The sequence below is a fragment of the Streptomyces sp. NPDC053755 genome (assembly GCF_040677675.1).
In the GTDB taxonomy this organism is placed as follows: domain Bacteria; phylum Actinomycetota; class Actinomycetes; order Streptomycetales; family Streptomycetaceae; genus Streptomyces.
Genome location: NZ_JBFASK010000033.1, coordinates 34,149 through 57,590 on the forward strand (window position 1 = coordinate 34,149; position 23,442 = coordinate 57,590).

Consider the following 23,442-nt stretch of genomic DNA (forward strand, 5'->3'; position numbering starts at 1 on the left):
CCCGCCATCCGAGTGGATGGCGGCGGCCCGGGCCGCGTGCTGTCCGTACAAACGGATCTGAATCCTTACGGTGCCCAGTGACCCGAAGGCCCGTCCTTTCGTTCCCCCGTACGGGGGAACACGGGGGACCAGACATCAGATCCGACTTCGATCGACCTCGAGGTGTACGCGATGGCCCCACCGGACAACGACGTGCTCTGGGCGCGTTCCCTGCACTACTCCCTGGAGGGCTCCGCCGCGCTCAGTGGTGTCTCCCTCGGGGTCCGCGAGGGAGAGATCCTCGCCCTGCTCGGGCCGCGCGGCAGCGGCAAGACCGCCCTGATGCACTGCCTGTCGGGGCAGGCCGTCGCCCAGCAGGGCGAGGTCTGGTTCAACAGCAGCCCCGTGCACACCCTGAGCCAGGCCCAGCGGGAACGGCTCCGCCGGGACCGCTTCGGCTGGATCGGTCCCGAGCCCGGACTCGTCCCCGAGCTGACCGCGTGGGAGAACGCGGCCCTGCCCCTCCTGCTGCGCGGTGTCTCGCACCGGGTTGCCAGGACCACCGCCGGGGAGTGGCTGGAGCGGCTCGACATCGGCATGTGCGCCCGCAAGCGGCCGCACGCCCTGACCCAGTCGCAGCGCCAGCGGATCGCGATCACCCGGGCCCTGGTCACCATCCCCTCGGTGCTCTTCGCCGACGAGCCGACCGCCTCGCTCCACCAGGCCGACGGGTCGCAGGTGCTGCGCACCCTGACGGCCGCGGCCCGCTCGCACCGGATCACGGTGCTGCTCGCCACCCACGACACCGAAGTGGCCACCCTCGCCGACCGCACGGTCGCCCTGCTCGACGGGCGCCGGGTGAGCGGCGCGGGTACGACAGGGGCGGAGGGCGTCGCCACGTGCTCGCTCTCCGTCTAGTCCGCGGAACCCACCCCCTCGTCCTGCTGCGGCGGCTCCTGGTCGCCGCGGCGTCCGCGGGTGTCGGATTCCTGCTGCTGTGCACGCTGGGGTACGCCCTCGGCCACCCCGCCGACTCGGCCGCCTCCACGCTGCGTCTGCTGTGGTGCGCGATCCCGATGGCGGCGACCGTGCACTTCGCGGTGGCGGTGGCCCGTACGGATCCCAGCACCCGGCCCCGGCCGGGGCTCTCGGCGGTCGGACTCGGCCCCGCCCGGCTGACGGCCCTGGCCGCCGCGTCCACGGCGGTCTCCTGCACGCTCGGCTCCATGGTCGCGCTGCTGCTCTTCCTGCACCTGCGCGGGGACATCACCGGGCTGCCGTTCGACGGGGCGGGCGCCGACCTGCTCGCCGCCGGGCAGCCGCTCCCGGTGGCCGCCGCGCTCACCCTGCTCGCGATCCTGCCGGTGGCCGCCTCGACCGCGGCCGCCCTCGCGCTGCGGCCGAGGAAGCCGGCCGCCCCGGAGGGCGCGGCGAAGGCGGCCCCGTCCGGCCTGCCGTGGGGCGTGGCGCTGCTGGCCGTGGGCCTCGCGGTGGAGACGTACGCGGGGCAGGGCGGCGGCGACGCCTTCCCCCTGCCGGGACGCTTCGAAGGCAGCCCCGCCGGCGTGCTCGCCGGCTGGATCCTCACCGCGGCCGGCCTGGCGATGGCGGGTCCCGGCATCACCCACTGGTGCGGCCGCCTCCTCCAGTCCGTCCGCCCGGGCGCGGTCCGGCTGCTGGCCGGCCGCGTCCTGATGGACGAGTCCCGGCGCATCGGGCGGCCGCTCGGCGTCGTCTGCGCGGTGGGCTCGGGCGGCCTCGCGGCGGCCACCCTGTACGACGCGGGCACGGGAGACTTCGGGCTGCTGACGGGCCTCGGCGCGGGTCTGGTGATGGCCTGCACGACGGCGACGCTGCTGACGGCGGCCCTGGAGTCCAAGCAGTGCCGCGCGCACACGACCGAGGCCCTCCTGCGCCTCGGCGCCCCGCCCACGGTCCTGCGCACGGCGGCGCTGCTCCGCGCGGGCGTCCTGCTCGCGGTGTTCCTCCCCCTGACCTGGCTGGTGGCCGAACTGGCGGCGGTCCCGCTGCGGTGACGCGCGCGGCGCTGCACCCCGAGGCGGGATGCCCGTCCTCGGAGTCCGGCGGGTCCGCGGGCGCCGGTGGTTCCGGGATTCCGGCGGTGCCGGGGTTTCGGCGGTCCGGGGGCCGCCGGCGCCCGCGGTTCCCGGGTTTCGGCTCCGGCTACAGCCTGCGGACCGCCTGCGCCTCCGCCCGCTCCACCGAGGCCCTGCCGTGCACGTGCACGAGCGCGAGGTGGAAGAGGGCGGGTGCGAGCGGCGCCCAGCGGTGGATCCGGTCCGGCCGCAGGAGGTAGCGGGCGACGTCGGCCGAGCGGAAGGGCACGTACTCGATGCTGTCGTGCTCCCAGCGGTCGGCGACTCCCCTGCCCATCCGTTCCCGCAGCCGGTCGCCCGTCATGTCGGTGAGCCGGGCGTAGAAGTGCGCGCTCCAGTGACGCTTGTGGACATCGAGGACGAAGGCCAGCAGGGAGAGCGTGTACTCGTTCGGCTCCAGGGCCATCTCCTCCCGCATGCCGCGCCGGGCGACCGCGTGCAGGTCGGGGGCGTTGCGGCCGGAGGAGTCGATGTGCCGGGAGAGCCCTTCGTTCACGGAGGAGTTCCACACGCCCGGGGCCATGCGGACCCGGTTGCTGCGGCGGCTCACGACGAGCAGGTGGTCGGAGGTCACCACGGCGACGTTGACGGCGAAGCTGCACTGGAGGAACGCGGGCGCGGTGAGCGGCTGTTCGGGGTCGAGGTAGCGGGTACGGGGCGTGGAGCCGTCCGGGAGGCGCCGGTCCAGTTGCTGGGCGGCGAGGAAGGTGTAGTAGTCGGTCGGCCGCAGCCGCAGATGGACCTCCGACTGTTCGTCGAGGGCGGTCCTCGACACCTCCAGGCTCTCCACCGCGTAGCGGGGGCCGTTCCAGACCGGCGCCCGGTCGCCCTCCGACCGGGCACGGGCCTCCTCGGCCACGATCTCCGCGTGCCAGCCCGCCATGTCGTCCGGCAGGGCGACCTCGCCGTCGAGCACCTGGACGTGGATCGACTCGGCGGCGATGGCGCGGTCGCCGTCGCCTTCGACGATGAGCGCGGAGGTGTGCAGCGGGCCGAGGGAGAAGGTGGACCAGGCCGGCCCGGCACCGGCCCGGAAGGTGAGGCTGCGGACCACGCCCGCCGAGCGTCGTCTGATCCGGAACCACACGTCCTGGGTCCACTGCTGGAACAGGGTGGCGAACACCAGCCCCAGGACGGCGCCGACCACTCCGTTGCCCACGTCTATTCCGCTCATCCGCAGCAGCGTAGGGCAGTTGATCAACGCCGATGGGCGGGAGAGGCAACTTCGGGGGCCGAATCGTCGTCTGGCAGACGGAACGAATCCCCAGGAACCGAACGGAGCCTCCCGTGCTCATAGGACTGCTGACCGCCGTCGCCGCCTCGATCTGTTACGGCACGGGCTCGGTGCTCCAGGCCGTCGGCTCCCGCAAGTCCGCCCGCCGTGAGGCGGCGGCCGGGCAGGTCACCGAGCACGGCGGGCCGAGCCTGTCGTCCACCGCGAAAGCTGCGATGACCTGGGAGTTCGTCGTCGGCACGATCCTGGACTTCGTCGGCTTCGGGCTCGGGGCGCTGGCCGCCCGGATGCTGCCGCTGTTCCTGTCCCAGACGGTGATCAGCGCCAATCTCGTCATCACGGCCGTACTGAGCGTCCGGCTGCTCGGGATCCGTCTGACCCGCGCGGAGTGGACCTCGATCGGCGTGGTCTGCTCGGCCCTGGTGCTGCTGGCGAGCGCGGCGGGCCCCGAGGGCAGCGGCCACACGCCGGTCTCCACCCACTGGTGGCTGCTGGCGATCGCGCTGCTCCTGATGGTGGGCGGCACGGTCGTCGTACGGCTGCTCGGAGCGCGCGCCGCGATCCTGGCGGGCCTGCTGTCCGGTCTTGGGTTCGGCGCGCTCGGTGTCGGCGTCCGGGTCCTGAACGGCGTCGACCCCTTCGACCTGGGTGTACTGCTCGCGGACCCGGTCCTCTACGCGATCCTGGTGGCCGGCGTCGGCGGCATGTACCTGCACACCGTCGCGCTGCAGATCGGCTCGGTGAACGGGGCGACGGCGGCCCTCGTCGTGGGCGAGACCGTGCTCCCCGGCATGATCGGCGTCTGGTGGCTCGGCGACGCCTCGCGCCCCGGCTTCGCCTGGCTCGCCGTGGCCGGCTTCCTCCTCGCGGTCGCGGGCGCGGTGGCCGTGGCGTGGTTCGGCGCTCCGGAGGACGGACCGGGGGACGCCCCGGGCGGCACCCCGGGCGCGGAGCCCGCCGCACGCGAGGACGCCCCCGAACCGGTACGCCTCGGCTAGGTCGTGTATCGAAAGTGGATCTCGGGCCTGTGAATGATCACGGTTCATGGGTCGGATCATGGGTCGGGGAGATCTCACGGACGAGCAGTGGGCGGTGCCGGCGCCGCTGTTGGCGGAGCGTCCCGGGTCGGGGCGGCCGCCGGTCCGGGCTCGGCGACAGTTGATCGGCGGCATACGGATCCGGGCGCGGACCGGAGTTCCGTGCCGGGAACGTCCCGGTCGAGTACGGACCGTGGAACCGGGTCTGCGACCTGTTCGCCGGTGCCGGCGGAACGGCATCTGGCAGCGGATCCCCCGCCGCCCCCGTCGCGCATCACGCGCGGTCTGATGCGATGAGGAGCAGGCTGCTTCGGCTCGATTTCGGTGCCGGCCTATCCGGCTCCCCCCGTATCGGCTTCGGATCCCGTGGAAAGAAATGCTTCGGCGTGTGCGGTGGCCCACTGAGCGAAGGACCTGGGAGGGCAGCCTGTGACGCGCTCCACCGAAGATGTCACCTCGGCCACTGTGTCGGGCACCGTCGCCCACATGCGCAGCATGAAATCGATGCCCTCCTCCGGCCACCCCTCGGCCCGCCACCTCGCGCGCGCCTGGTCGTCCGTCAGGTGCGTGAAGTGAATCTCGCGGCCGGTTGCCACCGCGAGGGAGGCGACCTTGTCGGCCGGGGTAAGTGGCTGGGGCCCGGTCAGGACGTAGCTGCGACCGGCATGCCCGCCGTCGGTCAGGATGGCACAGACGACGTCGGCGACGTCCTCCTCGTGCACTGAAGCGGTGCGCCGATCCCCGTACGGCTCGCAAACCCGCCCTTCGGCTCGGATGCCGTCGGCCCACCCCAAGGTGTTTGCCATGAGGTCGATCGGCCAGAGGAACGTCCACTCCAGGTCACTGCCACGCACCGCGTCGTCCAGCTCCTGCCCGGTGCCGGGCGACAGGACGGTCATGCGGCGCACACCCGCATCGGATGCCATCGCCAGGATCTCGACTCCGGTCCGCAGCGGTGTATGGTCCGCCCCGGTGGCACTGAGCAGGTGAACGGCGCCGGCGCCGTCCAGCGCTGTAGCCAGTGACGTCGGCTGGGTCAGGTCGCCTTCCACCACTTCCACCTCCCGCGGCAGTTGGACGGCGTCGGCGTCTCGGGTCAGCACGCGGACCGTCCGGCCCGTGCGGAGCAATCGCTTCACGATGTGACGGCCCATGGTCCCCGTCCCGCCGGTCACCAGAATCGTCATGAGGCCCCTCTCCACGGAATTCGCGGGCTTTCCTGTCGAAGAGCCAATCTAGGGTGCGTCCAGGACGGTTCATGTCCTACATCCGGTCTCGCGCCACTGCGCAGAGTTCGGTCCGCCATGCCAAGGACTTCACCCGACGCCTCTCGAGGGCCGGGAGGACCGACTATCCGCGTGCCTCACAGGTGACCACCAGTGCGGCCCGGACACTCCCCGGCGAGCGCGACCACTTCCGACGGCGTGAACGTCACCCCGACCCTCGCCCCCTCCTCCGGAACGTCGCGGAGCGGGCACTCGGCCTCCAGGACCGGGCCGTCGGCCGGCCGCAGCAGGACGGCGACACGGCTGCCGCGGAAGGTGCGGCCCTCGACCACGCAGGGCAGGCCGTCCGCCGGGGCGCCGAGGCGCACGCCGGCCGGGCGGACGAGGATCCTCACCGCTCCCTCGGGAGTCCCCTCGGGCACGGGGACCTTCCCCCACACGGTGTCGGCCGCGCCCCCGCTCACCATGGCGGCCACCACGTTGTCGAAGCCGAGGAAGCGGGCCACGAACTCCGAGGCCGGCCGCTGCCACACCTCCAGCGGTGTACCGGACTGGGCGATCCGGCCGTCCCGCATGACCACCACCCGGTCGGCGAGCGCGAACGCCTCGCCCTGGTCGTGGGTGACGGCGAGCACCGTCGTACCCAACCGTCCGAACAGCCGGCGCAGTTCGACCACGAGCCGCTCCCGCAGCCCGCGGTCGAGCTGCCCGAGCGGCTCGTCCAGCATCAGCAGCCGGGGGCGGGGGGCGAGCGCCCGGGCCAGCGCGACACGCTGCTGCTCGCCGCCGGAGAGGGAGGCGACGGCCCGCCGGCCCGCTCCGGGCAGGCCCACCAGCTCCAGCAGCTCCGTCGCCCGTACGGCCTGTTCGGCCCGGCCGACGCCGTGCATCCGCAGGCCGAAGGAGACGTTGCCGGCCACATCCCGCTGCGGGAAGAGCTGGTGGTCCTGGAACATCAGGCCCACGCCCCGCCGGTGGACCGGGATCCCGGCCTGGTCGGCTCCACCGAGCAGCACCCGCCCGCCGTCCAGCGCCTGGAGACCGGCGACGGCCCGCAGCAGCGTGGACTTTCCGCTGCCGCTCGGCCCCAGGACGCAGACGATCTCGTGCTCGGCGACCTCCAGGTCCACCGAGTCGAGCACGGCGCGCCGCCCGAACCGTACGGTCGCGTCCTCGAGCGTCAGCATCAGAACTCCCCGGATGTCCGGTCGGTGCGCAGCCGTTCGAGCAGCAGCAGGGCCACCGCGCACACCACCATCAGAATCGTCGAAAGGGCCATGGCCTGGCCGTAGTTGAGTTCGCCGGGCCGGGCGAGCAGTCGCGCGACGGCGACCGGCAGCGTCGGGTTGTCGGGCCGGGCGATGAAGACCGTCGCGCCGAACTCGCCGAGCGAGACGGCGAAGGCGAACCCGGCCGCGATGAGCAGCGCCCGCCACACGAGCGGCAGGTCGACCTCGCGCCAGGCCCTCAGCGGCGAGGCGCCGAGGACGGCCGCCGCCTCCCGCAGCCGTTCGTCGACCGCCCGCAGGACGGGCAGCATCGTGCGCACGACGAACGGCACGCCGACCAGTGCCTGCGCGAGCGGTACGAGGATCCAGCTCGCCCGCAGGTCGAGCGGTGGTTCGTCCAGGGCGATCAGGAATCCGAAGCCGACGGTGACGGCGGAGACTCCCAGCGGCAGCATGAGCAGCGCGTCGAAGCCGCGCACGAACCGCCCGGCCCGCCGGGTGAGGGCGGCCGCGGCGAGCCCTCCGACGGCGACGGCGATGACGGTGGCGACGAGGGCGTACCGCAGGGAGTTGCCGATGGTGTCGGCCAGCGGGACGAGGAAGGTGCCGGAGGCGTCCACGCTCCACAGGGCGCGGTAATAGTCGAATCGGTACCCGCGTGGGGTGTCGAGGGAGCGCTCGACCAGCACGCCCAGCGGCAGCACGATCAGCAACGCGACCGACAGCAGCACGCCGCCGAGCAGCGTCCACTGGCCGGCGCCCTCCGGCCGGTGCGCGGTCCGCTCGGGCGGGACGAGCCGCAGGGCCGTCTCGCGGCGCCGTACCGTCCGGGCGTGGAAGGCGAGGACCGCACCGACGGCGACGAACTGCGTCAGCGTGAGGACGGCGGCCGTCGACAGGTCGAAGCGGTCGACCGTCTGCCTGTAGATCTCGGTCTCCAGGGTGGAGTACGCCGGCCCGCCGAGGATCTGGACGATGGCGAAGGAGCCCGCGGTGAAGAGGAACACCATCAGCGCGGCCGCGGCGACGGCGGGGCCGAGGGCGGGCAGGGTCACGGTCCGCCAGGCGGTCCAGCGGGAGGCGCCGAGGACCCGGGCGGCCTCCTCCTGGCGCGGGTCGAGCTGGGACCACAGTCCGCCGACGGTCCGGACGACGACGGCGTAGTTGAAGAAGACGTGCGCGAGGAGGATCGCCCAGACGGTGGTGTCGAGGCGGACGCCCCACTGTTCGTCGAGGAGCCCGCCGCGCCCGACGAGGGCCAGGAAGGCCGTGCCGACGATGACGGTGGGCAGCACGAAGGGCACGGTGACGAGGGCGCGCAACAGCGCCTTGCCGGGGAAGTCGAAGCGGGCGAAGACGTACGCGCCGGGCAGGGCGATCAGCAGGGTCAGCGCGGTGGAGGCGAGCGCCTGCCACAGCGTGAACCAGAGGACGTCGAGGATCTCCGGCCGGCTCAATGTCTCGCCGAACCGGCCGAACTGCCACGACCCGTCCACCCGGATTCCGCGCTCGACGATCGAGGCGACGGGCCAGGCGAAGAAGAGCGCGAAGAAGGCGACGGGCACGGCCATCAGGCCGAGCCGCGCCGCGCTCCCGCGCGCCGCCCGGGCGGGCTTGCCCCGAGCGGGCACGTCCTCGGCGGGCTCTACTTCAGGACGAGTGACGACCACTGCTGGATCCACTGGTCACGGTTCTCGGCGATCTTCTCGGGCGCCATGGTGTGCGGCTTGTCGATCACCACACCGTGCCGGGTGAAGAGCGCGGGCAGGGTGGCGTCCTTGGCCACCGGGTTGACGAACATCTGGAGCGGCACGTCGTCCTGGAACTTCTTGGAGATCAGGAAGTCGATGAGCTTCTTGCCGCCCTCGGGGTTCTTCGCCCCGTTCAGGAGGCCCGCGAACTCGGTCTGCCGGAAGCAGGTGCCGGTGGAGACGCCGGTGGGGGCGGTCGCCGGCTGCGGCTCGGAGTAGAGCACCTCGACCGGCGGGCTGGAGGCGTACGACACGACCAGCGGCCGGTCGCCCTTGGCCTTCCTGCCGCCCGCGGATCCGGAGAACTCCTGGTTGTAGGCGAGCTCCCAGCTGTCGACGGTCTTCACGCCGTTGGCCTTGAGCTTCTTCCAGTAGTCCTGCCAGCCCGCGTCGCCGTAACGGGCTGCGGTGCCGAGGAGGAAGCCGAGGCCCGGGGAGGACCGCTCGGGGTTCTCCACGACGAGCAGGTCCTTGTACGCGGGCTTCGCCAGGTCGTCGAAACTCTGCGGGGGCGTGAGCCTCTTGTCCGCGAAGTACTTCTTGTCGTAGTTGACGCAGATGTCGCCGGAGTCGATCGGGGTGACCCGGTTCTCCTTGTCGACCCTGGCCTCGGGGGCGACCCGGTCCAGGCCCTTCGCCTCGTACGGCACGAAGATGCCGTTGTCGAGCGCGCGGGACAGGAGGGTGTTGTCGACGCCGAAGAAGACGTCGCCCTGGGGGGAGCCCTTGGTCAGGATCTCCTTGTTGACGGCCTCGCCGGCGTCGCCGCTCTTGAGGACCTTGACCGTGAGGCCGGTCTGCCGGGTGAACTCCGCCAGCACCTCCTTGGAGGCGTTGAAGGAGTCGTGGCCGACGAGGGTCACGGTCTTCGGGGCGCGCGCGGCGTCGCCCTTGTCGCTCGCGCCGCCGCCGCACGCGGCGAGGGTGGTGACGCCGAGCGCGCCGACGAGCGCGGCGGCCACCGTCTTCTTGGTGCTCACTGGAATTCCTCCTGGGTATGACCAGGAAGAGACGCGGCCCTGCCCACCCGAGGGTGGGCAGGGCGCAACAGCTCGAGTAACGACCGAACTTCCTACCCAGAATGACCTGGGCGAGGTTCAGAGGGTCTGCGGTCCGGTGACCGCACTCTCAGCGCTGTGGCGCTCCCCTGTCGGAATATGGAGATGTGTTCGACCTCAGACTACAAGGTCAGCGCTCCGAGGCCGCGAGCTGTCCACAGGCACCGTCGATCTCCTGCCCGCGGGTGTCGCGGACGGTCACCGGCACGCCGTGCGAGGCGATGGCCTCGACGAACGCCTTCTCGTCCTCGGGACGCGAGGCGGTCCACTTGGATCCGGGTGTGGGGTTGAGCGGGATCAGGTTGACATGGACGCGCTTGCCCTTGAGGAGCCGTCCGAGCAGGTCACCCCGCCATGCCTGGTCGTTGATGTCCCGGATGAGGGCGTACTCGATGGAGATCCGGCGGCCGGACTTCTCCGCGTACTCCCAGGCGGCGTCGAGGACCTCGCGGACCTTCCAGCGCGTGTTGACGGGCACGAGGGTGTCGCGCAGCTCGTCGTCGGGGGCGTGCAGGGAGACGGCGAGCCGGCACTTGAAGCCCTCGTCGGCGAAGCGCAGCATGGCGGGCACGAGGCCGACGGTGGAGACGGTGATGCCGCGCTGGGAGAGCCCGAGGCCGTCCGGCTCGGGGTCGGTCAGCCGCCGGATCGCCCCGACCACCCGCTTGTAGTTCGCGAGCGGCTCGCCCATGCCCATGAAGACGATGTTGCTGAGCCGCGCGGGGCCTCCGGGGACCTCCCCGTCGCGCAGGGCCCGCATGCCGTCGACGATCTGGTGCACGATCTCGGCGGTCGACAGGTTCCGGTCGAGCCCGGCCTGCCCGGTGGCGCAGAACGGACAGTTCATGCCGCAGCCGGCCTGCGAGGAGATGCACATCGTGACGCGGTCGGGGTACCGCATGAGCACGGACTCGACGAGCGTGCCGTCGTGCAGCCGCCACAGGGTCTTGCGGGTGGTGTCGTCGTCGCACGAGATGTGCCGGACGACGGACATCAGATCGGGCAGCAGCTCGCCCTGCAGCTTCTCGCGGGAGGCGGCGGGGATGTCGGTCCACTCGGCGGGGTCGTGGGCGTACCGCGCGAAGTAGTGCGTGGACAGCTGCTTGGCGCGGAACGGCTTCTCGCCGATCGCGGCGACGGCCTCCTTGCGCTCGGCGGGCGTGAGGTCGGCGAGGTGCCGCGGCGGCTTCTTGGCTCCGCGGGGGGCGACGAAAGTGAGTTCTCCGGGCTTGGGCATGGTGCTACCAGTGTCGCAGACGCGCGCTGGTGGCCCGGGGCGCCCAGGACCGCCTCGGCCCGTCTCGGGCCGCCTTGCCGCCGTGGGCCGCCGTGGGCCGGGTGCGGGCCGCCCTTGCCGCCGTGGGCCTCCGTGGGCCGTCCCCGGCCCCGTACCGGCCGGTGCGCGGCTCGGGACACCCGGCCCAGGTGGCGGCGCCTGCCAGGCCCGCGCGTGACCCCACCCCGTCGGACGTCGTTCGCCCGGCGTGAAGAACACCACGCGCGTACGCGCCGCCGCCGCCCTCGCCGGGGCCGCTCTCGCCCTGTCCGCGGCCCCCCACGCCACGGCCGACGCTTCGGGAGGGGCCGGGCTCGTCGACCTCCTGGGCATCGCCGGATCCGCCGGCGGTGAGGAGGGCTCGTCCTCCCGGCACGCCGATGGCCCGGGCCGGGACCTCCGGTCCCCCGGCGGCGACTCCGGAACCCGGACGACGATCAGCGGCAACGCGGCCGAGCAGAGCATCGGGAGCTGAGTTCCAAGGCGGCATCGGGGCCGGTCGGAGCACGAGAGGGCCCCCGCTTCCGACGCGGGGGCCTCTCTCCGCCTGCCGGCTCATGCGTACCGGCGCGGCCGGGGCTCTACTCCTTGGGAATGGCGTTCACGCACTCGGAGAACGGCTTGCTCGACACGCACTCGAACACCGGACCCCACTTGCCGCCCTCGCTGGCGCCCTTGGTCACCGTGTCGGCGCACGACGGGTCCGACAGGCCCCACAGCGATCCGTCCGGCCAGCCGGCCTCGCTCGTGCGGCTCTCGATCGCGTTGACGCAACCGGTGGGCGCACCGAGGCTCTTGACCGCCTCCAGGAACTCCTTGTACTGGGAATTCTGGGTGGCGCCGTCGAGCTGGTCGACCGTCGCCTGGGCGGCGTTTCGCTCATCGTCCGACGCGTCCGGGTTCTGGACCGTCACCAACGCCTGGGCGTTGGTCTCCAGGACCTGCTGGATCTTCTGCTGATCCTTCGGGTCCTTCGGCTTCGTCTTCGGGCTCGCGGCCGCCTTCAGACCGCCCAGGGTCTTCTTCACTCCCGTCTCGATCTTCTTCTTCTCCTCGGGAGGCTTCGCCGGGCCCTTAGGCTGGGACAGGGCGATCATCGCGTCGCTGAGCAGCTCCACGTTGGCCTTGTAGTACGCCTTGTCCGCCGCCGACGTGTTGGGGTCCTGGAGCCGCGTCACGAAGTAGGCGAGGTCATCGGCGACGTCCCTGTAGGCGGCACGCTCGTTCGCCGACTTGGTCGGGTCCTGGGCGATCTTCAGGGCTCCGGTGATCCCCTGCAGGAACTTCGTGTACGTGGCCTTGTCCTCGGCCGTGGTGTTCGGGTTGTCGATGGCGTTCAGCGTCTTGCTGATGTCCGCGACGATGTCGCCGTAGATCGCCTTGTCCAATGCCGACGCCGTCGGACTGTTGATCACCTTCAGCGCCTCGGCCAGCACCGCGTTCAGCTCGGCCTTCACCTGCTCCGGCGCCTTCGCGGCCTGACCCTTCACCTCTTGCTGCTGCTGAGGCGTCACGAACTTCGGCTGGCCGTCCTGCTGTTGCTGCTGCTCCTCCGGTGGCTGTTCTTCCGGCTGCTGCTGCTCCTCGGGCTGCTGCTCGGGCTGCTGCTCCTCCGGCTGCTGCTCGGGCTGCTGCTCCTCCGGCTGCTGCTCCGGCTGCTGTTCCTCCGGCTGCTGCTCGGGCTGTTGCTCCTCCTCCTGCTGGGGCGGCGGGTCCGGGGGATCGAGAAGTCCGGTCGCCGAGGCGTGCGAGGAGGCGTCGGGTACCGCTGCCACCGCGGTGCCCATGCCTACGGGCACCGCCAGCGCGGCAGCCAGACAAGAGGCGCCGACAGTGCGGGAGATCCTTCGCCGGGCAGTTTTGGCCATGACGATTCCAGATGCGCTCGTGGTGTATTGCTCTGCCTTTGTGGGCTTGACCCTCGGGCGGGCCCGAAACCACCGGAGCCGCATGGCTCAACGGTGCACTGGCATTCCACGTACGAGTCTTCGCCCCCTGGAAGCGTCTCGCAACTCGGCCCTCCCGCCAGGGCAGTTGCTTCAGCCTTCAACAGGGGGCCCGGACACCGGTGACGGACCGTCACCCGCCACCCCCCGGGCGAGGCCGCCGCGACGGCCGCCGCGCCCGGAGCGCCCCCATCGAGTTCGTCACCGAGCGTCACGGACCATCACGACCACCGCTCCGCCGAGAGGGGCAGGTCCACGGCCGGGCGGGGCGACATGCGCGATTATTCGAACAGGTGATCTAATCGAAACCATGAGGCACCATCCCTTCCCCCACGACCTCGTCACCGCCCAGCGATCCTGGTCCGAGACCTACGAGGAGCTCGCCGGCGCCGGCGCGCCCCGCCCCACCGTGTTGCGCCGCCGGCTGCTGCGGCTGTCGGCGGAGGTGTACTTCCACCCCTACTGGAAGCACCCCCGCCCCACGGCGGGCCGCGCCGAGTTGCTGGATCTGGTCAGGGCCGAACGGGAGCGGGTGCGCGGCGCGGCATGACCGCGGCCGGCGCGACGCCGTCGGCCGGGGGCGCCCTCAAGACCGCACCCGCCGGACACCCCCCGTCGCCTCAGCCCCCTGCGTTCCCGTCCCCCGCGGTCCCGTCCGCCTTTCCCCCCGGGCCGAGCAGACCGGTGGGGGCGAGGTCCGTGCCGGCCTCGTCGAGGCGGGACAGGGCGCGCCGCGCGCCGAGGGTGACCAGGGCGGGCAGCAGCGGACCGAGGGCGGGGACCAGACGCAGCCAGGGCTGGAGGTGCAGGACGGCGCCCCGGCGCTCGATGCCCCGGACCAGGAGTTCGCCGACCCGGTCGTCGCGGTGCACGCGGTCGGCGGGCCACGGCAGCCGGCGCCGTAGCTCGCGCATCACGCGGTGGTCGTCGGACGCCCGGATCAGGTCGGTGTCGTACCAGCTGAGCCGGGCCAGGCCCACCGCCACACCACGGTGGGCCACCTCCGCGCGGAGCCCCGACGCGAACGCCTCGGCGCCTGCCTTCGACGCCCCGTACGCCGTCATCATCGGCACCGGCGCCAGGGCCGCGAGCGAGGAGACCTGGAGGTAGTAGCCCCGGGTCGTGAGGAGCGCGGGCAGGAAGGCCCGCGCGGTCACGGCGCTGCCGACGAGGTTGACCTCGACGATCCGGCGCCAGGTGTCCGGGGCGGTCCGCTCGAACGGCCCTCCGGCCGCGATCCCGGCGTTGGCGACGACGACCGACGCGGGCCCCATCCGCCGTCCGACCTCCCGGGCCACGTCCGCCATCCGCGCGTCGTCGGTCACATCGACCGGCCAGGGGAGGGCCGTCCCACCGGACTCCCGGCAGCGGACGGCCACCTCGGCGAGTCGCCCCTCCTCGTGCCCCAGGAGCGCGACCCGCGCCCCCCGCCGCGCCAGCGCCAGCGCCACCCGCTCCCCCACGCCGCGCGCCGCGCCCGTGACGACCGCCGTTCGGCCCTGCAGTGGTGAGACCTCGCCCATGGGCCCACCGTAGGCACGGGGGGGATGTCCCGCGCGCGACGGGGAACCCGCACGCCGGGAGGACCGATCTCGCACACGGAGGACCCCATGGCCGTACGACACCAGTTGATCCGCCGGAGCCCCGAGGCCGTCTGGGCGGTCCTCGCCGATCCCGAGCGCTACGGCGACTGGGTGGTGGGGACCTCGGACTCGGACGCCCTGGACGGGGACTGGCCCCAGGTGGGGTCGCGCCTGCGGTACACGGTCCGGATCGGGCCCTGGTCCGGCGACGGGGAGACCGTCGTACGCCGCTGCGAGCCCGGAAAGATCCTGGAACTGGAGGCCGTCGCCGGCGCCCTCGGGACGGCGCGGATCGCCCTGGAGGTCCGGCCCTGGGGCGAGGAGAGCCTGGTCGTCTGCGACGAGCACCCGCTGCGCGGCCTGGGCGGACGCTGGCACAACACCCTCTCGGACGCGGTGATCCAGCTGCGCCACCGGGACATGCTCGCCCGGCTGGCCAGGACCGTCGAAGGCGACACGGAAACGGCGGGTACGGCAGCGGGCGCTACGGGGGCCACGGGCGGGGGCCATGCACGGGGCGGTGCCCGGCCCAGGGCGGTGTGACCGGTGCCGGACGCCGTGGTGATCGGAGCCGGCCCCAACGGACTCGTCGCCGCCAACCTCCTCGCGGACGCCGGCTGGAGCGTGGAGGTACTGGAGGAGCAGCCCGAACCGGGCGGCGCGGTGCGCAGCGACCGCGGCGTCCACCCCGACTACGTCAACGACCTCTTCAGCTCCTTCTATCCGCTCGCCGCGGCCTCCCCCGTCCTGGCCGGCCTCGACCTGGCGCGCCACGGGCTGCGGTGGAGCCACGCCCCCCACGTGCTGGCGCATCCGCTGCGCGACGGCCGGTGCGCGGTGCTCGCCCGGGACGCGGCCGGGACGGCTGCGGGCCTCGAGGCGTTCGCCGACGGCGACGGCGAGGCCTGGCAGGGCATGTGCGCCCTGTGGGAGCGCCTCGGCGGGGACATCCTGCGGGCGCTGTTCACTCCGTTCCCGCCGGTGCGCCCGGCGCTGCGGCTCGCCACCCGGATGAGCCCGCCGGCCGTGCTGCGGCTGGCCAGGAACCTCGCGCTGCCGGTCCGCCGCCTGGGCGAGGAGGAGTTCCGCGGCGAAGGGGGGCGCCTGCTCCTCGCGGGCAACGCGCTCCACGCCGATCTGGCCCCCGAGGCCGCGGGCAGCGGCGGGTACGGCTGGCTGATGTCGATGCTCGGCCAGTGCCACGGCTTCCCGGTGCCCGTGGGCGGGGCCGGAGAGCTGACCGCCGCCCTCGTCCGCCGCCTGGCGAGCCGGGGCGGCGCGGTGCGGTGCGGGGAACAGGTCACCTCCGTCGTCGTACGGGAGGGCAGGGCCGTGGCGGTCCGTACGGCGGCCGGGGAGGAGGTCCCGGCGCGGCGGGCGGTGCTCGCGGACGTGTCGGCGCCGGCGCTCTACACCCGCCTGGTCGACCCGGCGCACCTGCCCGACCGGCTGCTGCGGGACCTGCGGCGATTCCAGTGGGACTTCGCCACCTTCAAGGTCGACTGGGCGCTCGACGCCCCGGTGCCCTGGACGGCGCCGGGAGCGGCGGGGGCCGGGACCGTCCATCTCGCCGACGGCGTGGACGGGCTGACGCGGTTCGCCGCGCAGATCGCCATGGGACTCGTCCCCGAGGAGCCCTTCGCCCTCTTCGGGCAGATGACCACGGCCGACGCCGGACGGTCACCGGCGGGGACCGAGTCGGCGTGGGCGTACACGCACCTGCCCCAGCACATCCGTGGCGACGCAGGACCCGACGGCATCACCGGCCGCTGGGACGCGCGGGAGCGGGAGGCGATGGCGTACCGCGTGGAGGCACAGGTGGAGCGCTACGCCCCCGGCTTCCGCGACCGCATCCGCGCGCGGCGCGTGCTGGCCCCGCCGACGATGGAGTCGATGGACGCGAACCTGCACCGCGGCGCCCTCAACGGCGGCACGGCCTCGCTCCACCAGCAGCTCGTCTTCCGTCCCACGCCCGGCACGGGCCGCCCCGAGACACCGGTCAGGGGCCTGTACCTCGCCTCGGCCTCGGCACACCCGGGCGGCGGCGTCCACGGCGCACCCGGCGCCAACGCCGCGCGGGCCGCCCTGCGCGGCCGTCTGCTCCGCCGCCGCTGACCCGAGCCGTCCCGGCCGTCTGCCCCCACACCGCCGGCCCGAGCCGTGCCCCGGCCGCCGCCTCGGGGCGGACGACGACGAAGGGCTCGCCGTCCGGAGACGGCGAGCCCTTGCGTACGAGGGGTGACGGCCGCGGGTCAGGTCGTACCGACGAAGACCACCAGCAGCAGCCAGACCACCGGAGCGGTCGGGAGCAGCGAGTCGAGCCGGTCCATGATCCCGCCGTGGCCGGGAAGCAGGGTGCCCATGTCCTTGATCCCCAGATCCCGCTTGATCATCGACTCGCCGAGATCGCCGAGCGTCGCGCTCGCCGCCACGGCGAGACCGATGAGCAGGCCCTGCCACCAGGTCCCGTCGTCGATCATGAACTCCATGCACAGCGCGCCCGCCGCCATCGCGAAGGCGACCGCTCCGAGGAGACCCTCGCGGGTCTTTCCGGGGCTGATGCGCGGTGCCAGTTTGTGCTTCCCGAAACGCCAGCCGATCGCGTACGCCCCGGTGTCACTGACCACGGTCAGCAGCAGGAACGTGAGCACGCGCCACGGCCCGTCGTCGGCGGTGAGCATGAGCGCCACGAACGTCGCGAGGAACGGGACGTAGAACGCCGCGAAGACGCCCGCCGTGACGTCCTTCAGATAGCCCTCGGGGGGCTCTGTCATCCGCCACACCAGCACGGCGAGGGCCGTCAGGGCCATCGCGACCCAGGCCCCCTCGACGCCACGGACGTACCCGGCCACGACCATCGCCGCGCCGCCGACGGCCAGCGGCACCAGCGGCGCCTTGATGCCCTTGCGCTCCTGGAGGCGGGAGGTGAGCTCCCACAGGCCCACGACCACGGCGACCGCTATGACGCCGACGAACGCGGCCTTCCAGATGAACAGCGACGCGATGATGACGGCGCCGAGGCCGACCCCGACCCCTATGGCCGCGCCCAGATCGCGCCCCGCACTCTTCTTCTGCGGGCCGACGGGCTGGGACGGGCTGGACATGGGCTCCTGCGGGTGCTCGTTCGGCGTCTCGTCACGGAACAGGGGACCGCTCCGCGGAGCGGCCCCCCGATCGTGATCGTCCTGGTGGTCGCCGGCGGGGACGTCGGGAACGATGGGCATGGGCCGAGTCTGCGCCGCCCTCACCCCATCGTATGCGGGACCCGCCGGGGCAGGTCCCTGGTCGGGCCCCCAGAAGCCGGAAGCGGCCGGGGCCCCCCAGGAAGAGTCGTTCATCAGACCTCGAGGAGCTCGGCTTCCTTGTGCTTGAGCAGCTCGTCCACCTGCGTGACGTACTTCGCGGTGGTGTCGTCGAGCTCCTTCTCGCCGCGCCGGCCCTCGTCCTCGCCGACCTCGCCGTCCTTGACCAGCTTGTCGATGGTCTCCTTGGCCTTGCGGCGGACGGAGCGGATGGAGATCTTCGAGTCCTCGGCCTTGCCCTTGGCGACCTTGATGTACTCGCGGCGGCGCTCCTCGGTGAGCTCGGGGAACACCACCCGGATGATGTTGCCGTCGTTGCTCGGGTTGACGCCGAGGTCCGAGTCGCGGATCGCCTGCTCGATGTTGCGCAGCGCGCTCTTGTCGAACGGGGTCACCACGGCCATGCGCGGCTCGGGCACCGAGAAGGACGCCAGCTGGTTGATGGGCGTGATGGCGCCGTAGTAGTCCGCCACGATCTTGTTGAACATCGCCGGGTGCGCACGGCCGGTGCGGATCGCGGCGAAGTCCTCCTTGGCGACCACGACGGCCTTCTCCATCTTCTCCTCGGCCTCGAGGAGGGTCTCTTCGATCACCAGTTGCTCCTGCGTGTCGTCGCGTCTTGTCCTGCACGGTGTACGACCGGCAGGGCTCTGTCCATCCCCTCGCGGGGCGGTACCCGGATTCAGGCCCGGGTGCCCTGGTCGCTCACGAGAGTGCCGATCTTCTCACCCTTGACCGCGCGCGCGATATTGCCCTCCGCGAGCAGTTCGAAGACGAGGATCGGGAGGTTGTTGTCACGGCACAAGGTGATGGCGGTGGCGTCGGCGACCTTCAGGTCGCGCGAGAGCACCTCGCCGTACTCCAGCGCGTCGAACTTGACCGCGTCGGGGTTGGTCTTCGGGTCGGAGTCGTAGACCCCGTCCACGCCGTTCTTGCCCATGAGCAGGGCCTCGGCGTCGATCTCCAGGGCACGCTGGGCGGCCGTGGTGTCGGTGGAGAAGTACGGCATGCCCATGCCCGCGCCGAAGATGACCACGCGGCCCTTCTCCAGGTGGCGCACGGCCCGCAGCGGGATGTACGGCTCCGCGACCTGACCCATGGTGATGGCGGTCTGGACGCGGGAGTCGATGCCCTCCTTCTCCAGGAAGTCCTGGAGGGCGAGGCAGTTCATGACCGTGCCGAGCATGCCCATGTAGTCGGAGCGGGCCCGGTCCATGCCGCGCACCTGCAGCTCGGCGCCGCGGAAGAAGTTCCCGCCGCCGATCACGACCGCGATCTCCGCGCCGTCGCGGACGACGGCGGCGATCTCGCGCGCGATTTTGTGCACGACGTCGGGGTCGACGCCGAGTGCGCCGCCGCCGGCGAATGCCTCACCGGACAGCTTCAACATGAAGCGTCCGGCCTTATTGCCGTGGATGTCGTCGCCCTGTGCGGCGCCCTGGTTCATGGAGATCTCCTCGTGCACATACGACGAAGGCCATTGCCGGTGGGTCCTCGCGGTTTCCCCTACGGCAATGGCCTCCTCGTCAGATCTGCGGTCGTCCTACGCGAACGCGGACAACTGCTTCAGACCCTACCGGGGTCCGGCGTCCGTCGCGTACGGACTCAGATGCCGACCTTGATGCGCGAGAAGCGCTTCAGGGTGACGCCGGCCTCGTCCAGGACCTGCTGGACGGACTTCTTGTTGTCGAGCGCGTACGGCTGGCCAAGGAGCGTGGCGTCCTTGAAGAAGCCGTTGACGCGACCCTCGACGATCTTCGGGAGCGCGGCCTCGGGCTTGCCCTCGGCGCGGGTGGTCTCCTCGGCGACGCGACGCTCGGTCTCGACGACCTCGGCCGGGACGTCCTCACGGGTGAGGTACTTCGGCGCGAAGGCGGCGATGTGCTGCGCGACACCCTTGGCGATCTCGGCGTTCTCCTTGTCGAACTCGACGAGAACACCGATCTGCGGGGGCAGGTCGGGCATGGTGCGGTGCATGTACGCCGACACGAAGCCGTCGGAGAACTGCGCGAAGCGGTCCAGGACGATCTTCTCGCCCAGGTTGGCGTTGGCCTCGTCGACGTACGCCTGAACCGTCTTGCCGGGCTCGATCTCGGAGGCGAGCAGCGCCTCGATGTCGGCCGGGGAGGTGGCGGCGACGTGCGCGGCGAGCGCGGCGGCGACGGCCTGGAACTTGTCACCCTTGGCGACGAAGTCCGTCTCGCACTTCAGCTCGACGAGGACACCGGAGGTGTTGTCGTCGGCGATCAGGGAGACCACGGCGCCGTTCTCGGCCGAACGGCCCTCGCGCTTGGCGACGCCCTTCTGGCCCTTGATACGGAGCGCCTCGACGGCCTTGTCGACGTTGCCGTCGGCCTCGTCCAGCGCCTTCTTGCAGTCCATCATGCCGGCGCCGGTGAGCTCACGGAGCTTCTTGACGTCAGCGGCGGTGTAGTTCGCCATGAGTCTGAGTTTCTCTCTCGAAGTCTGAAAGATCTACGGGTGGACGGCGGGGGCCACGAGTGCCCCCGCCGTCTCCATCCGATATCCGAAACAACCGGACCCGTGAAGGTCGGGCCGTTGGGTCAGGCCTGCTCGGCCTCGGCCTCGGCGGCCGGGGCCTCGTCGGCCGGAGCCTCGGCGGCGGGGGTCTCGGCCTCAGCGGCGGGCGCCTCGGCGGCGGCCTCGGCCGGCTTCTCGGCCTCGTCGGCCTTCTTCTCGCCCTCGAGGAGGTCGCGCTCCCACTCGGCGAGCGGCTCGCCCGCGGCCTTCTCGCCCGGCTTCGAGTCGCCGGTCGCGGCGCCGGAACGGGCGATGAGGCCCTCGGCGACGGCGTCGGCGATCACGCGGGTGAGCAGGGTGACGGAGCGGATCGCGTCGTCGTTGCCCGGGATCTTGTAGTCGACCTCGTCGGGGTCGCAGTTGGTGTCGAGGATCGCGACGACCGGGATGTGGAGCTTGCGCGCCTCACCGACGGCGATGTGCTCCTTCTTGGTGTCGACGATCCAGACGGCGCTCGGCACCTTCTGCATCTCGCGGATACCACCGAGGGTCTTCTCCAGCTTGGCCTTCTCGCGGGAGAGGACCAGGAGCTCCTTCTTGGTGAGACCCGAGGCGGCGACGTCCTCGAAGTCGATCTGCTCGAGCTCCTTGAGGCGCTGCAGACGCTTGTAGACGGTGGAGAAGTTGGTGAGCATGCCACCGAGCCAACGCTGGTTGACGTACGGCATGCCGACACGCGTCGCCTGCTCGGCGATGGCCTCCTGGGCCTGCTTCTTCGTACCGACGAACATGATGGAGCCGCCGTGCGCGACGGTCTCCTTGACGAACTCGTAGGCGCGGTCGATGTACGACAGCGACTGGAGCAGGTCGATGATGTAGATGCCGTTGCGCTCGGTGAAGATGAAGCGCTTCATCTTCGGGTTCCAGCGACGGGTCTGGTGACCGAAGTGGACGCCGCTTTCCAGCAGCTCCCGCATCGTGACGACGGCCATGGCCGTATCTCCTTGGTTTTCTCGGTTATGTCCTGACGCCCCGACGCGCCGTGCCACGAGGGACCGAAAAGGCGCTGCCACGACCGGTGAGGGTGATGGCGGGGCGTGCGAAGTCGACCCGGTGACCCGGATCGCCATAAGAAGTGTACGGGACCCGGGGGGCACCGGGTGACGGCGCTGTCCACAACCGGCCGGTCGTCCACAGACCCCCGCCCACACCCCCATCAGCCGGGTGATCTGCGGGAGCGTGACACCCATGCACCTGACGACACTGCTCCTCGCGCTCTCCCTGGCGTGGCCCGTGGGGCCGCCGCCTCCCGAGATCCTCCGCCGCTGGGACCCGCCCGCCGGGCCGTACGCCCCCGGCCACCGCGGCCTCGACCTCGCGGCCGCCCCCGGCACCACGGTCCACGCGACCGCCCCGGGCGTGGTCACCTTCGCGGGCCCGGTCGGCGGCCGCGGCGTCCTGACCATCACCCTGCCGGCCACGGGCACCCCGCCCCTGCGCACCACCTACGAACCGGTGACCCCGCTCGTGCCCGTGGGCACGCCCGTCACCCCCGGACGGCCGGTCGCCACCCTCTCCGCCCCGGCCACCCGGGCCCACTGCCCGCGGTCCTGCCTTCACTGGGGCCTGCTGCGCGGAGACACCTACCTCGACCCCCTCCGCCTCCTCCGCCCGGGACCCAGCCGGCTCCTCCCGGTGACCGGGGTGCCCTAGGACGCGCCGGAGGAAGGGGAAGGGGGCGGGGGGGGGAGGGAGGGGGGAGGGGGTCAGCCCCCGACGCCGCGCAGTGCCATGGCGACCGCCGCCTCCGCGATGCGGTCCGGCTCCTCGGCCGCTCCGAGCTCGATCCGGCGTACGGCAGCGTCGACGACGCCCTGGAGGAGCATCGCGCCGAGGCGGGGCTGCTCCTGACCCAGCTCTGCGAGGGCTTCGACGATCATGGCGACGAGGCCGCCGTGGGCGGCGCGGATCTTCTCGCGGGCGCCGTCGTCGAGCTCGCTGGCGGAGATCGCGACGACCGCCCGGTGCCGGCGGTCCCCCACCAGCTCCAGCTGGGTGCGGACGTAGGCCTCGACCTTGCCCTCGGGTGTCCCCGCCTGGGCCATCGCCGCTTCGACCTCGGCCGCCCAGACGGGGAAGTCGACGGCGCACAGCTCCTCGACGACGGCCGCGCGCGAGCGGAAGTACTCGTACACCGAGGAGCGGGCGAGGCCCGTGCGCTCGGCGAGGGCGGGGAAGGTCAGTGCTTCCGTACCGCCTTCGGACAGCAGGGAACGCGCGGCGTCCAGCAGGGCGCCGCGCTGCATCGTCCGGTGCTCGGCCACCGAGGCCGCTCGAATCCTTGGCACGGCTCCACTGTACGACCGGCCCCGCGGCGTCAGCGCCCCACATCGGCCAGCTTGGCGCGCAGCTGGAGGACGGATTTGGTGTGGATCTGGCTGACGCGGCTCTCGGTGACGCCGAGGACGTGCCCGATCTCGGCGAGGGTGAGGCCTTCGTAGTAGTAGAGCGTGACGACGGTCTTCTCCCGCTCGGGGAGGGTGTTGATGGCCCGGGCCAGCAGTCTGCGCAGCTCGCGGTCCTCGGCGACCTCGACGGGGTTGTCGGCCGCGGTGTCCTCGAGCGTGTCCATGATCGAGAGCCGGTCGCCGCCCTCGCCGCCGGCGTGCAGCAGCTCTTCGAGCGCGACGACGTTCGCCAGGGACAACTGGCTGAAAACCGCGTGCAGTTCCTCCAGCGCGATGCCCATCTCGGCGGCGACCTCGCTCTCGGAGGGGGTGCGCCGCAGCTGCGCCTCGAGGGTGGCGTAGGCCCGCTCGACGTTGCGCGCCTTCTGGCGCACGGAGCGGGGGATCCAGTCCAGGGCGCGCAGCTCGTCGATCATCGCGCCGCGGATGCGGGTGATGGCGTACGTCTCGAACTTGATGGACCTCTCGACGTCGAACTTCTCGATGGCGTCGATGAGGCCGAAGACGCCGGAGGAGACGAAGTCGGCCTGTTCCACATTGGACGGCAGCCCCACGCTGACGCGGCCGGCGACGTACTTGACGAGCGGGGAGTAGTGGAGGATCAGCTGCTCCCGCAGCCTCTCGTCGCCCGTGTCCTTGTACGACCGCCACAGCTCGTCGAGCGATGTCGGTGCGGGCGGTCGCACGGTGCCCCGGGCTGCTGGGGGCACCGCAGCGCGGTCAGACCCGGAGGTGTGCTGGGGCATGCGTTGCCT

At 72.1% G+C, this 23,442-nt stretch carries 24 protein-coding genes and 1 riboswitch; of the genes, 9 read left to right on the plus strand and 15 right to left on the minus strand.

From position 1 onward, the window contains the following. Positions 1-171: 171 nt before the first annotated feature. Together AB0K65_RS26205 and AB0K65_RS26210 are read left to right on the plus strand one after the other, a co-directional pair. Positions 172-897: an ATP-binding cassette domain-containing protein gene (locus AB0K65_RS26205; protein ID WP_365720602.1), complete on the plus strand. Its 726-nt coding sequence runs from the start codon at positions 172-174 to the stop codon at positions 895-897. Further along, the gene (locus AB0K65_RS26210) at positions 879-2,015 is read left to right on the plus strand and encodes a hypothetical protein (RefSeq protein WP_365720604.1); all 1,137 of its coding nucleotides are present in this window, start codon (positions 879-881) and stop codon (positions 2,013-2,015) included. The genes AB0K65_RS26205 and AB0K65_RS26210 overlap by 19 nt, the downstream gene beginning before the upstream one ends. Before the next feature lie 148 nt (positions 2,016-2,163). On the opposite strand, the gene AB0K65_RS26215 is transcribed toward AB0K65_RS26210, so the two are convergent. Beyond that, positions 2,164-3,270, minus strand: a complete 1,107-nt coding sequence (locus tag AB0K65_RS26215) for a hypothetical protein (RefSeq protein WP_365720606.1) — start codon at positions 3,268-3,270, stop codon at positions 2,164-2,166. Between the two features lie 113 nt (positions 3,271-3,383). Between AB0K65_RS26215 and AB0K65_RS26220 the strand changes: the two genes are divergently transcribed. Then, positions 3,384-4,328 (plus strand): hypothetical protein, encoded by a 945-nt coding sequence (locus tag AB0K65_RS26220; protein WP_365720608.1) that lies wholly within the window; start codon positions 3,384-3,386, stop codon positions 4,326-4,328. A 58-nt stretch (positions 4,329-4,386) separates the two neighbouring features. After that, complete coding sequence (locus tag AB0K65_RS26225; protein ID WP_365720610.1) at positions 4,387-4,656, plus strand: transposase; 270 nt, start codon at positions 4,387-4,389, stop codon at positions 4,654-4,656. Positions 4,657-4,699: 43 nt separating this feature from the next. On the opposite strand, the gene AB0K65_RS26230 is transcribed toward AB0K65_RS26225, so the two are convergent. The 5 genes from AB0K65_RS26230 to rlmN form a co-directional block, all read right to left on the minus strand. Further along, positions 4,700-5,554, minus strand: coding sequence for an NAD(P)H-binding protein (locus tag AB0K65_RS26230; RefSeq protein WP_365720612.1), 855 nt, complete (start codon positions 5,552-5,554; stop codon positions 4,700-4,702). 176 nt (positions 5,555-5,730) lie between these two features. Next, entirely contained in the window at positions 5,731-6,780 is a 1,050-nt protein-coding gene (locus AB0K65_RS26235) for an ABC transporter ATP-binding protein (protein ID WP_365720614.1), read from the minus strand. Then, positions 6,780-8,393 (minus strand): iron ABC transporter permease, encoded by a 1,614-nt coding sequence (locus AB0K65_RS26240; RefSeq protein WP_365720677.1) that lies wholly within the window; start codon positions 8,391-8,393, stop codon positions 6,780-6,782. The genes AB0K65_RS26235 and AB0K65_RS26240 overlap by 1 nt, the downstream gene beginning before the upstream one ends. Positions 8,394-8,467: 74 nt before the next feature. After that, the gene (locus AB0K65_RS26245; protein ID WP_365720616.1) at positions 8,468-9,553 is read right to left on the minus strand and encodes a thiamine ABC transporter substrate-binding protein; all 1,086 of its coding nucleotides are present in this window, start codon (positions 9,551-9,553) and stop codon (positions 8,468-8,470) included. A gap of 71 nt (positions 9,554-9,624) precedes the next feature. Beyond that, a riboswitch (TPP riboswitch) is annotated at positions 9,625-9,732 on the minus strand. A 29-nt stretch (positions 9,733-9,761) separates the two neighbouring features. Beyond that, positions 9,762-10,868, minus strand: a complete 1,107-nt coding sequence (rlmN, locus tag AB0K65_RS26250) for a 23S rRNA (adenine(2503)-C(2))-methyltransferase RlmN (protein WP_365720618.1) — start codon at positions 10,866-10,868, stop codon at positions 9,762-9,764. Positions 10,869-11,115: 247 nt separating this feature from the next. On the opposite strand from rlmN, the gene AB0K65_RS26255 reads away from it, so the two are divergent. Further along, positions 11,116-11,382, plus strand: a complete 267-nt coding sequence (locus AB0K65_RS26255; RefSeq protein ID WP_365720620.1) for a hypothetical protein — start codon at positions 11,116-11,118, stop codon at positions 11,380-11,382. 106 nt (positions 11,383-11,488) lie between these two features. Here the strand turns inward: AB0K65_RS26255 and AB0K65_RS26260 are convergent, their stop codons facing one another. Beyond that, complete coding sequence (locus AB0K65_RS26260; protein ID WP_365720622.1) at positions 11,489-12,682, minus strand: hypothetical protein; 1,194 nt, start codon at positions 12,680-12,682, stop codon at positions 11,489-11,491. 481 nt (positions 12,683-13,163) lie between these two features. Between AB0K65_RS26260 and AB0K65_RS26265 the strand changes: the two genes are divergently transcribed. Further along, positions 13,164-13,403 carry a hypothetical protein gene (locus AB0K65_RS26265; RefSeq protein WP_365720624.1) on the plus strand — a complete coding sequence of 80 codons (240 nt, stop codon included), beginning with the start codon at positions 13,164-13,166 and terminating at the stop codon, positions 13,401-13,403. 70 nt (positions 13,404-13,473) lie between these two features. On the opposite strand, the gene AB0K65_RS26270 is transcribed toward AB0K65_RS26265, so the two are convergent. Further along, positions 13,474-14,376 carry an SDR family oxidoreductase gene (locus tag AB0K65_RS26270; protein ID WP_365720626.1) on the minus strand — a complete coding sequence of 301 codons (903 nt, stop codon included), beginning with the start codon at positions 14,374-14,376 and terminating at the stop codon, positions 13,474-13,476. Between the two features lie 87 nt (positions 14,377-14,463). Between AB0K65_RS26270 and AB0K65_RS26275 the strand changes: the two genes are divergently transcribed. Further along, positions 14,464-14,979: an SRPBCC family protein gene (locus tag AB0K65_RS26275; RefSeq protein WP_365720628.1), complete on the plus strand. Its 516-nt coding sequence runs from the start codon at positions 14,464-14,466 to the stop codon at positions 14,977-14,979. Between the two features lie 3 nt (positions 14,980-14,982). Beyond that, positions 14,983-16,551, plus strand: a complete 1,569-nt coding sequence (locus AB0K65_RS26280; RefSeq protein WP_365720630.1) for an NAD(P)/FAD-dependent oxidoreductase — start codon at positions 14,983-14,985, stop codon at positions 16,549-16,551. Positions 16,552-16,688: 137 nt separating this feature from the next. On the opposite strand, the gene AB0K65_RS26285 is transcribed toward AB0K65_RS26280, so the two are convergent. The 5 genes from AB0K65_RS26285 to rpsB form a co-directional block, all read right to left on the minus strand. Beyond that, positions 16,689-17,774 carry a phosphatidate cytidylyltransferase gene (locus AB0K65_RS26285; RefSeq protein ID WP_365720632.1) on the minus strand — a complete coding sequence of 362 codons (1,086 nt, stop codon included), beginning with the start codon at positions 17,772-17,774 and terminating at the stop codon, positions 16,689-16,691. Next, entirely contained in the window at positions 17,774-18,331 is a 558-nt protein-coding gene (gene frr, locus AB0K65_RS26290) for a ribosome recycling factor (protein ID WP_361603651.1), read from the minus strand. Before frr ends, AB0K65_RS26285 begins: the two co-directional genes overlap by 1 nt. Positions 18,332-18,420: 89 nt before the next feature. Continuing rightward, positions 18,421-19,185, minus strand: coding sequence for a UMP kinase (pyrH, locus tag AB0K65_RS26295; RefSeq protein ID WP_365720633.1), 765 nt, complete (start codon positions 19,183-19,185; stop codon positions 18,421-18,423). Positions 19,186-19,343: 158 nt separating this feature from the next. Continuing rightward, on the minus strand, positions 19,344-20,180 hold the full coding sequence (gene tsf, locus AB0K65_RS26300) for a translation elongation factor Ts (RefSeq protein ID WP_365720634.1): 837 nt from the start codon (positions 20,178-20,180) through the stop codon (positions 19,344-19,346). Positions 20,181-20,302: 122 nt separating this feature from the next. After that, the gene (rpsB, locus tag AB0K65_RS26305; protein WP_365720636.1) at positions 20,303-21,211 is read right to left on the minus strand and encodes a 30S ribosomal protein S2; all 909 of its coding nucleotides are present in this window, start codon (positions 21,209-21,211) and stop codon (positions 20,303-20,305) included. 256 nt (positions 21,212-21,467) lie between these two features. Here rpsB and AB0K65_RS26310 point away from each other — a divergent pair, with 256 nt between their 5' ends. Next, positions 21,468-21,932 carry a M23 family metallopeptidase gene (locus AB0K65_RS26310; protein ID WP_365720638.1) on the plus strand — a complete coding sequence of 155 codons (465 nt, stop codon included), beginning with the start codon at positions 21,468-21,470 and terminating at the stop codon, positions 21,930-21,932. 53 nt (positions 21,933-21,985) lie between these two features. Here the strand turns inward: AB0K65_RS26310 and AB0K65_RS26315 are convergent, their stop codons facing one another. Together AB0K65_RS26315 and whiG are read right to left on the minus strand one after the other, a co-directional pair. Continuing rightward, positions 21,986-22,543: a helix-turn-helix domain-containing protein gene (locus tag AB0K65_RS26315; RefSeq protein ID WP_365720679.1), complete on the minus strand. Its 558-nt coding sequence runs from the start codon at positions 22,541-22,543 to the stop codon at positions 21,986-21,988. 53 nt (positions 22,544-22,596) lie between these two features. Further along, the gene (gene whiG / locus AB0K65_RS26320) at positions 22,597-23,433 is read right to left on the minus strand and encodes an RNA polymerase sigma factor WhiG (protein ID WP_365720640.1); all 837 of its coding nucleotides are present in this window, start codon (positions 23,431-23,433) and stop codon (positions 22,597-22,599) included. Positions 23,434-23,442: the final 9 nt, after the last annotated feature.

What these genes read in the sequence shown, in the direction of transcription:
- AB0K65_RS26205 (WP_365720602.1), top strand. Translation starts at nt 172, where the DNA reads ATGGCCCCACCGGACAACGACGTGCTCTGGGCGCGTTCCCTGCACTAC.
- AB0K65_RS26215 (WP_365720606.1), bottom strand. Translation starts at nt 3,270, where the DNA reads ATGAGCGGAATAGACGTGGGCAACGGAGTGGTCGGCGCCGTCCTGGGG.
- AB0K65_RS26225 (WP_365720610.1), top strand. Translation starts at nt 4,387, where the DNA reads ATGGGTCGGGGAGATCTCACGGACGAGCAGTGGGCGGTGCCGGCGCCG.
- AB0K65_RS26230 (WP_365720612.1), bottom strand. Translation starts at nt 5,554, where the DNA reads ATGACGATTCTGGTGACCGGCGGGACGGGGACCATGGGCCGTCACATC.
- AB0K65_RS26235 (WP_365720614.1), bottom strand. Translation starts at nt 6,780, where the DNA reads ATGCTGACGCTCGAGGACGCGACCGTACGGTTCGGGCGGCGCGCCGTG.
- AB0K65_RS26240 (WP_365720677.1), bottom strand. Translation starts at nt 8,393, where the DNA reads ATGGCCGTGCCCGTCGCCTTCTTCGCGCTCTTCTTCGCCTGGCCCGTC.
- rlmN (WP_365720618.1), bottom strand. Translation starts at nt 10,868, where the DNA reads ATGCCCAAGCCCGGAGAACTCACTTTCGTCGCCCCCCGCGGAGCCAAG.
- AB0K65_RS26265 (WP_365720624.1), top strand. Translation starts at nt 13,164, where the DNA reads ATGAGGCACCATCCCTTCCCCCACGACCTCGTCACCGCCCAGCGATCC.
- AB0K65_RS26270 (WP_365720626.1), bottom strand. Translation starts at nt 14,376, where the DNA reads ATGGGCGAGGTCTCACCACTGCAGGGCCGAACGGCGGTCGTCACGGGC.
- AB0K65_RS26275 (WP_365720628.1), top strand. Translation starts at nt 14,464, where the DNA reads ATGGCCGTACGACACCAGTTGATCCGCCGGAGCCCCGAGGCCGTCTGG.
- AB0K65_RS26285 (WP_365720632.1), bottom strand. Translation starts at nt 17,774, where the DNA reads ATGAACGACTCTTCCTGGGGGGCCCCGGCCGCTTCCGGCTTCTGGGGG.
- pyrH (WP_365720633.1), bottom strand. Translation starts at nt 19,185, where the DNA reads ATGAACCAGGGCGCCGCACAGGGCGACGACATCCACGGCAATAAGGCC.
- tsf (WP_365720634.1), bottom strand. Translation starts at nt 20,180, where the DNA reads ATGGCGAACTACACCGCCGCTGACGTCAAGAAGCTCCGTGAGCTCACC.
- rpsB (WP_365720636.1), bottom strand. Translation starts at nt 21,211, where the DNA reads ATGGCCGTCGTCACGATGCGGGAGCTGCTGGAAAGCGGCGTCCACTTC.
- AB0K65_RS26310 (WP_365720638.1), top strand. Translation starts at nt 21,468, where the DNA reads ATGCACCTGACGACACTGCTCCTCGCGCTCTCCCTGGCGTGGCCCGTG.
- whiG (WP_365720640.1), bottom strand. Translation starts at nt 23,433, where the DNA reads ATGCCCCAGCACACCTCCGGGTCTGACCGCGCTGCGGTGCCCCCAGCA.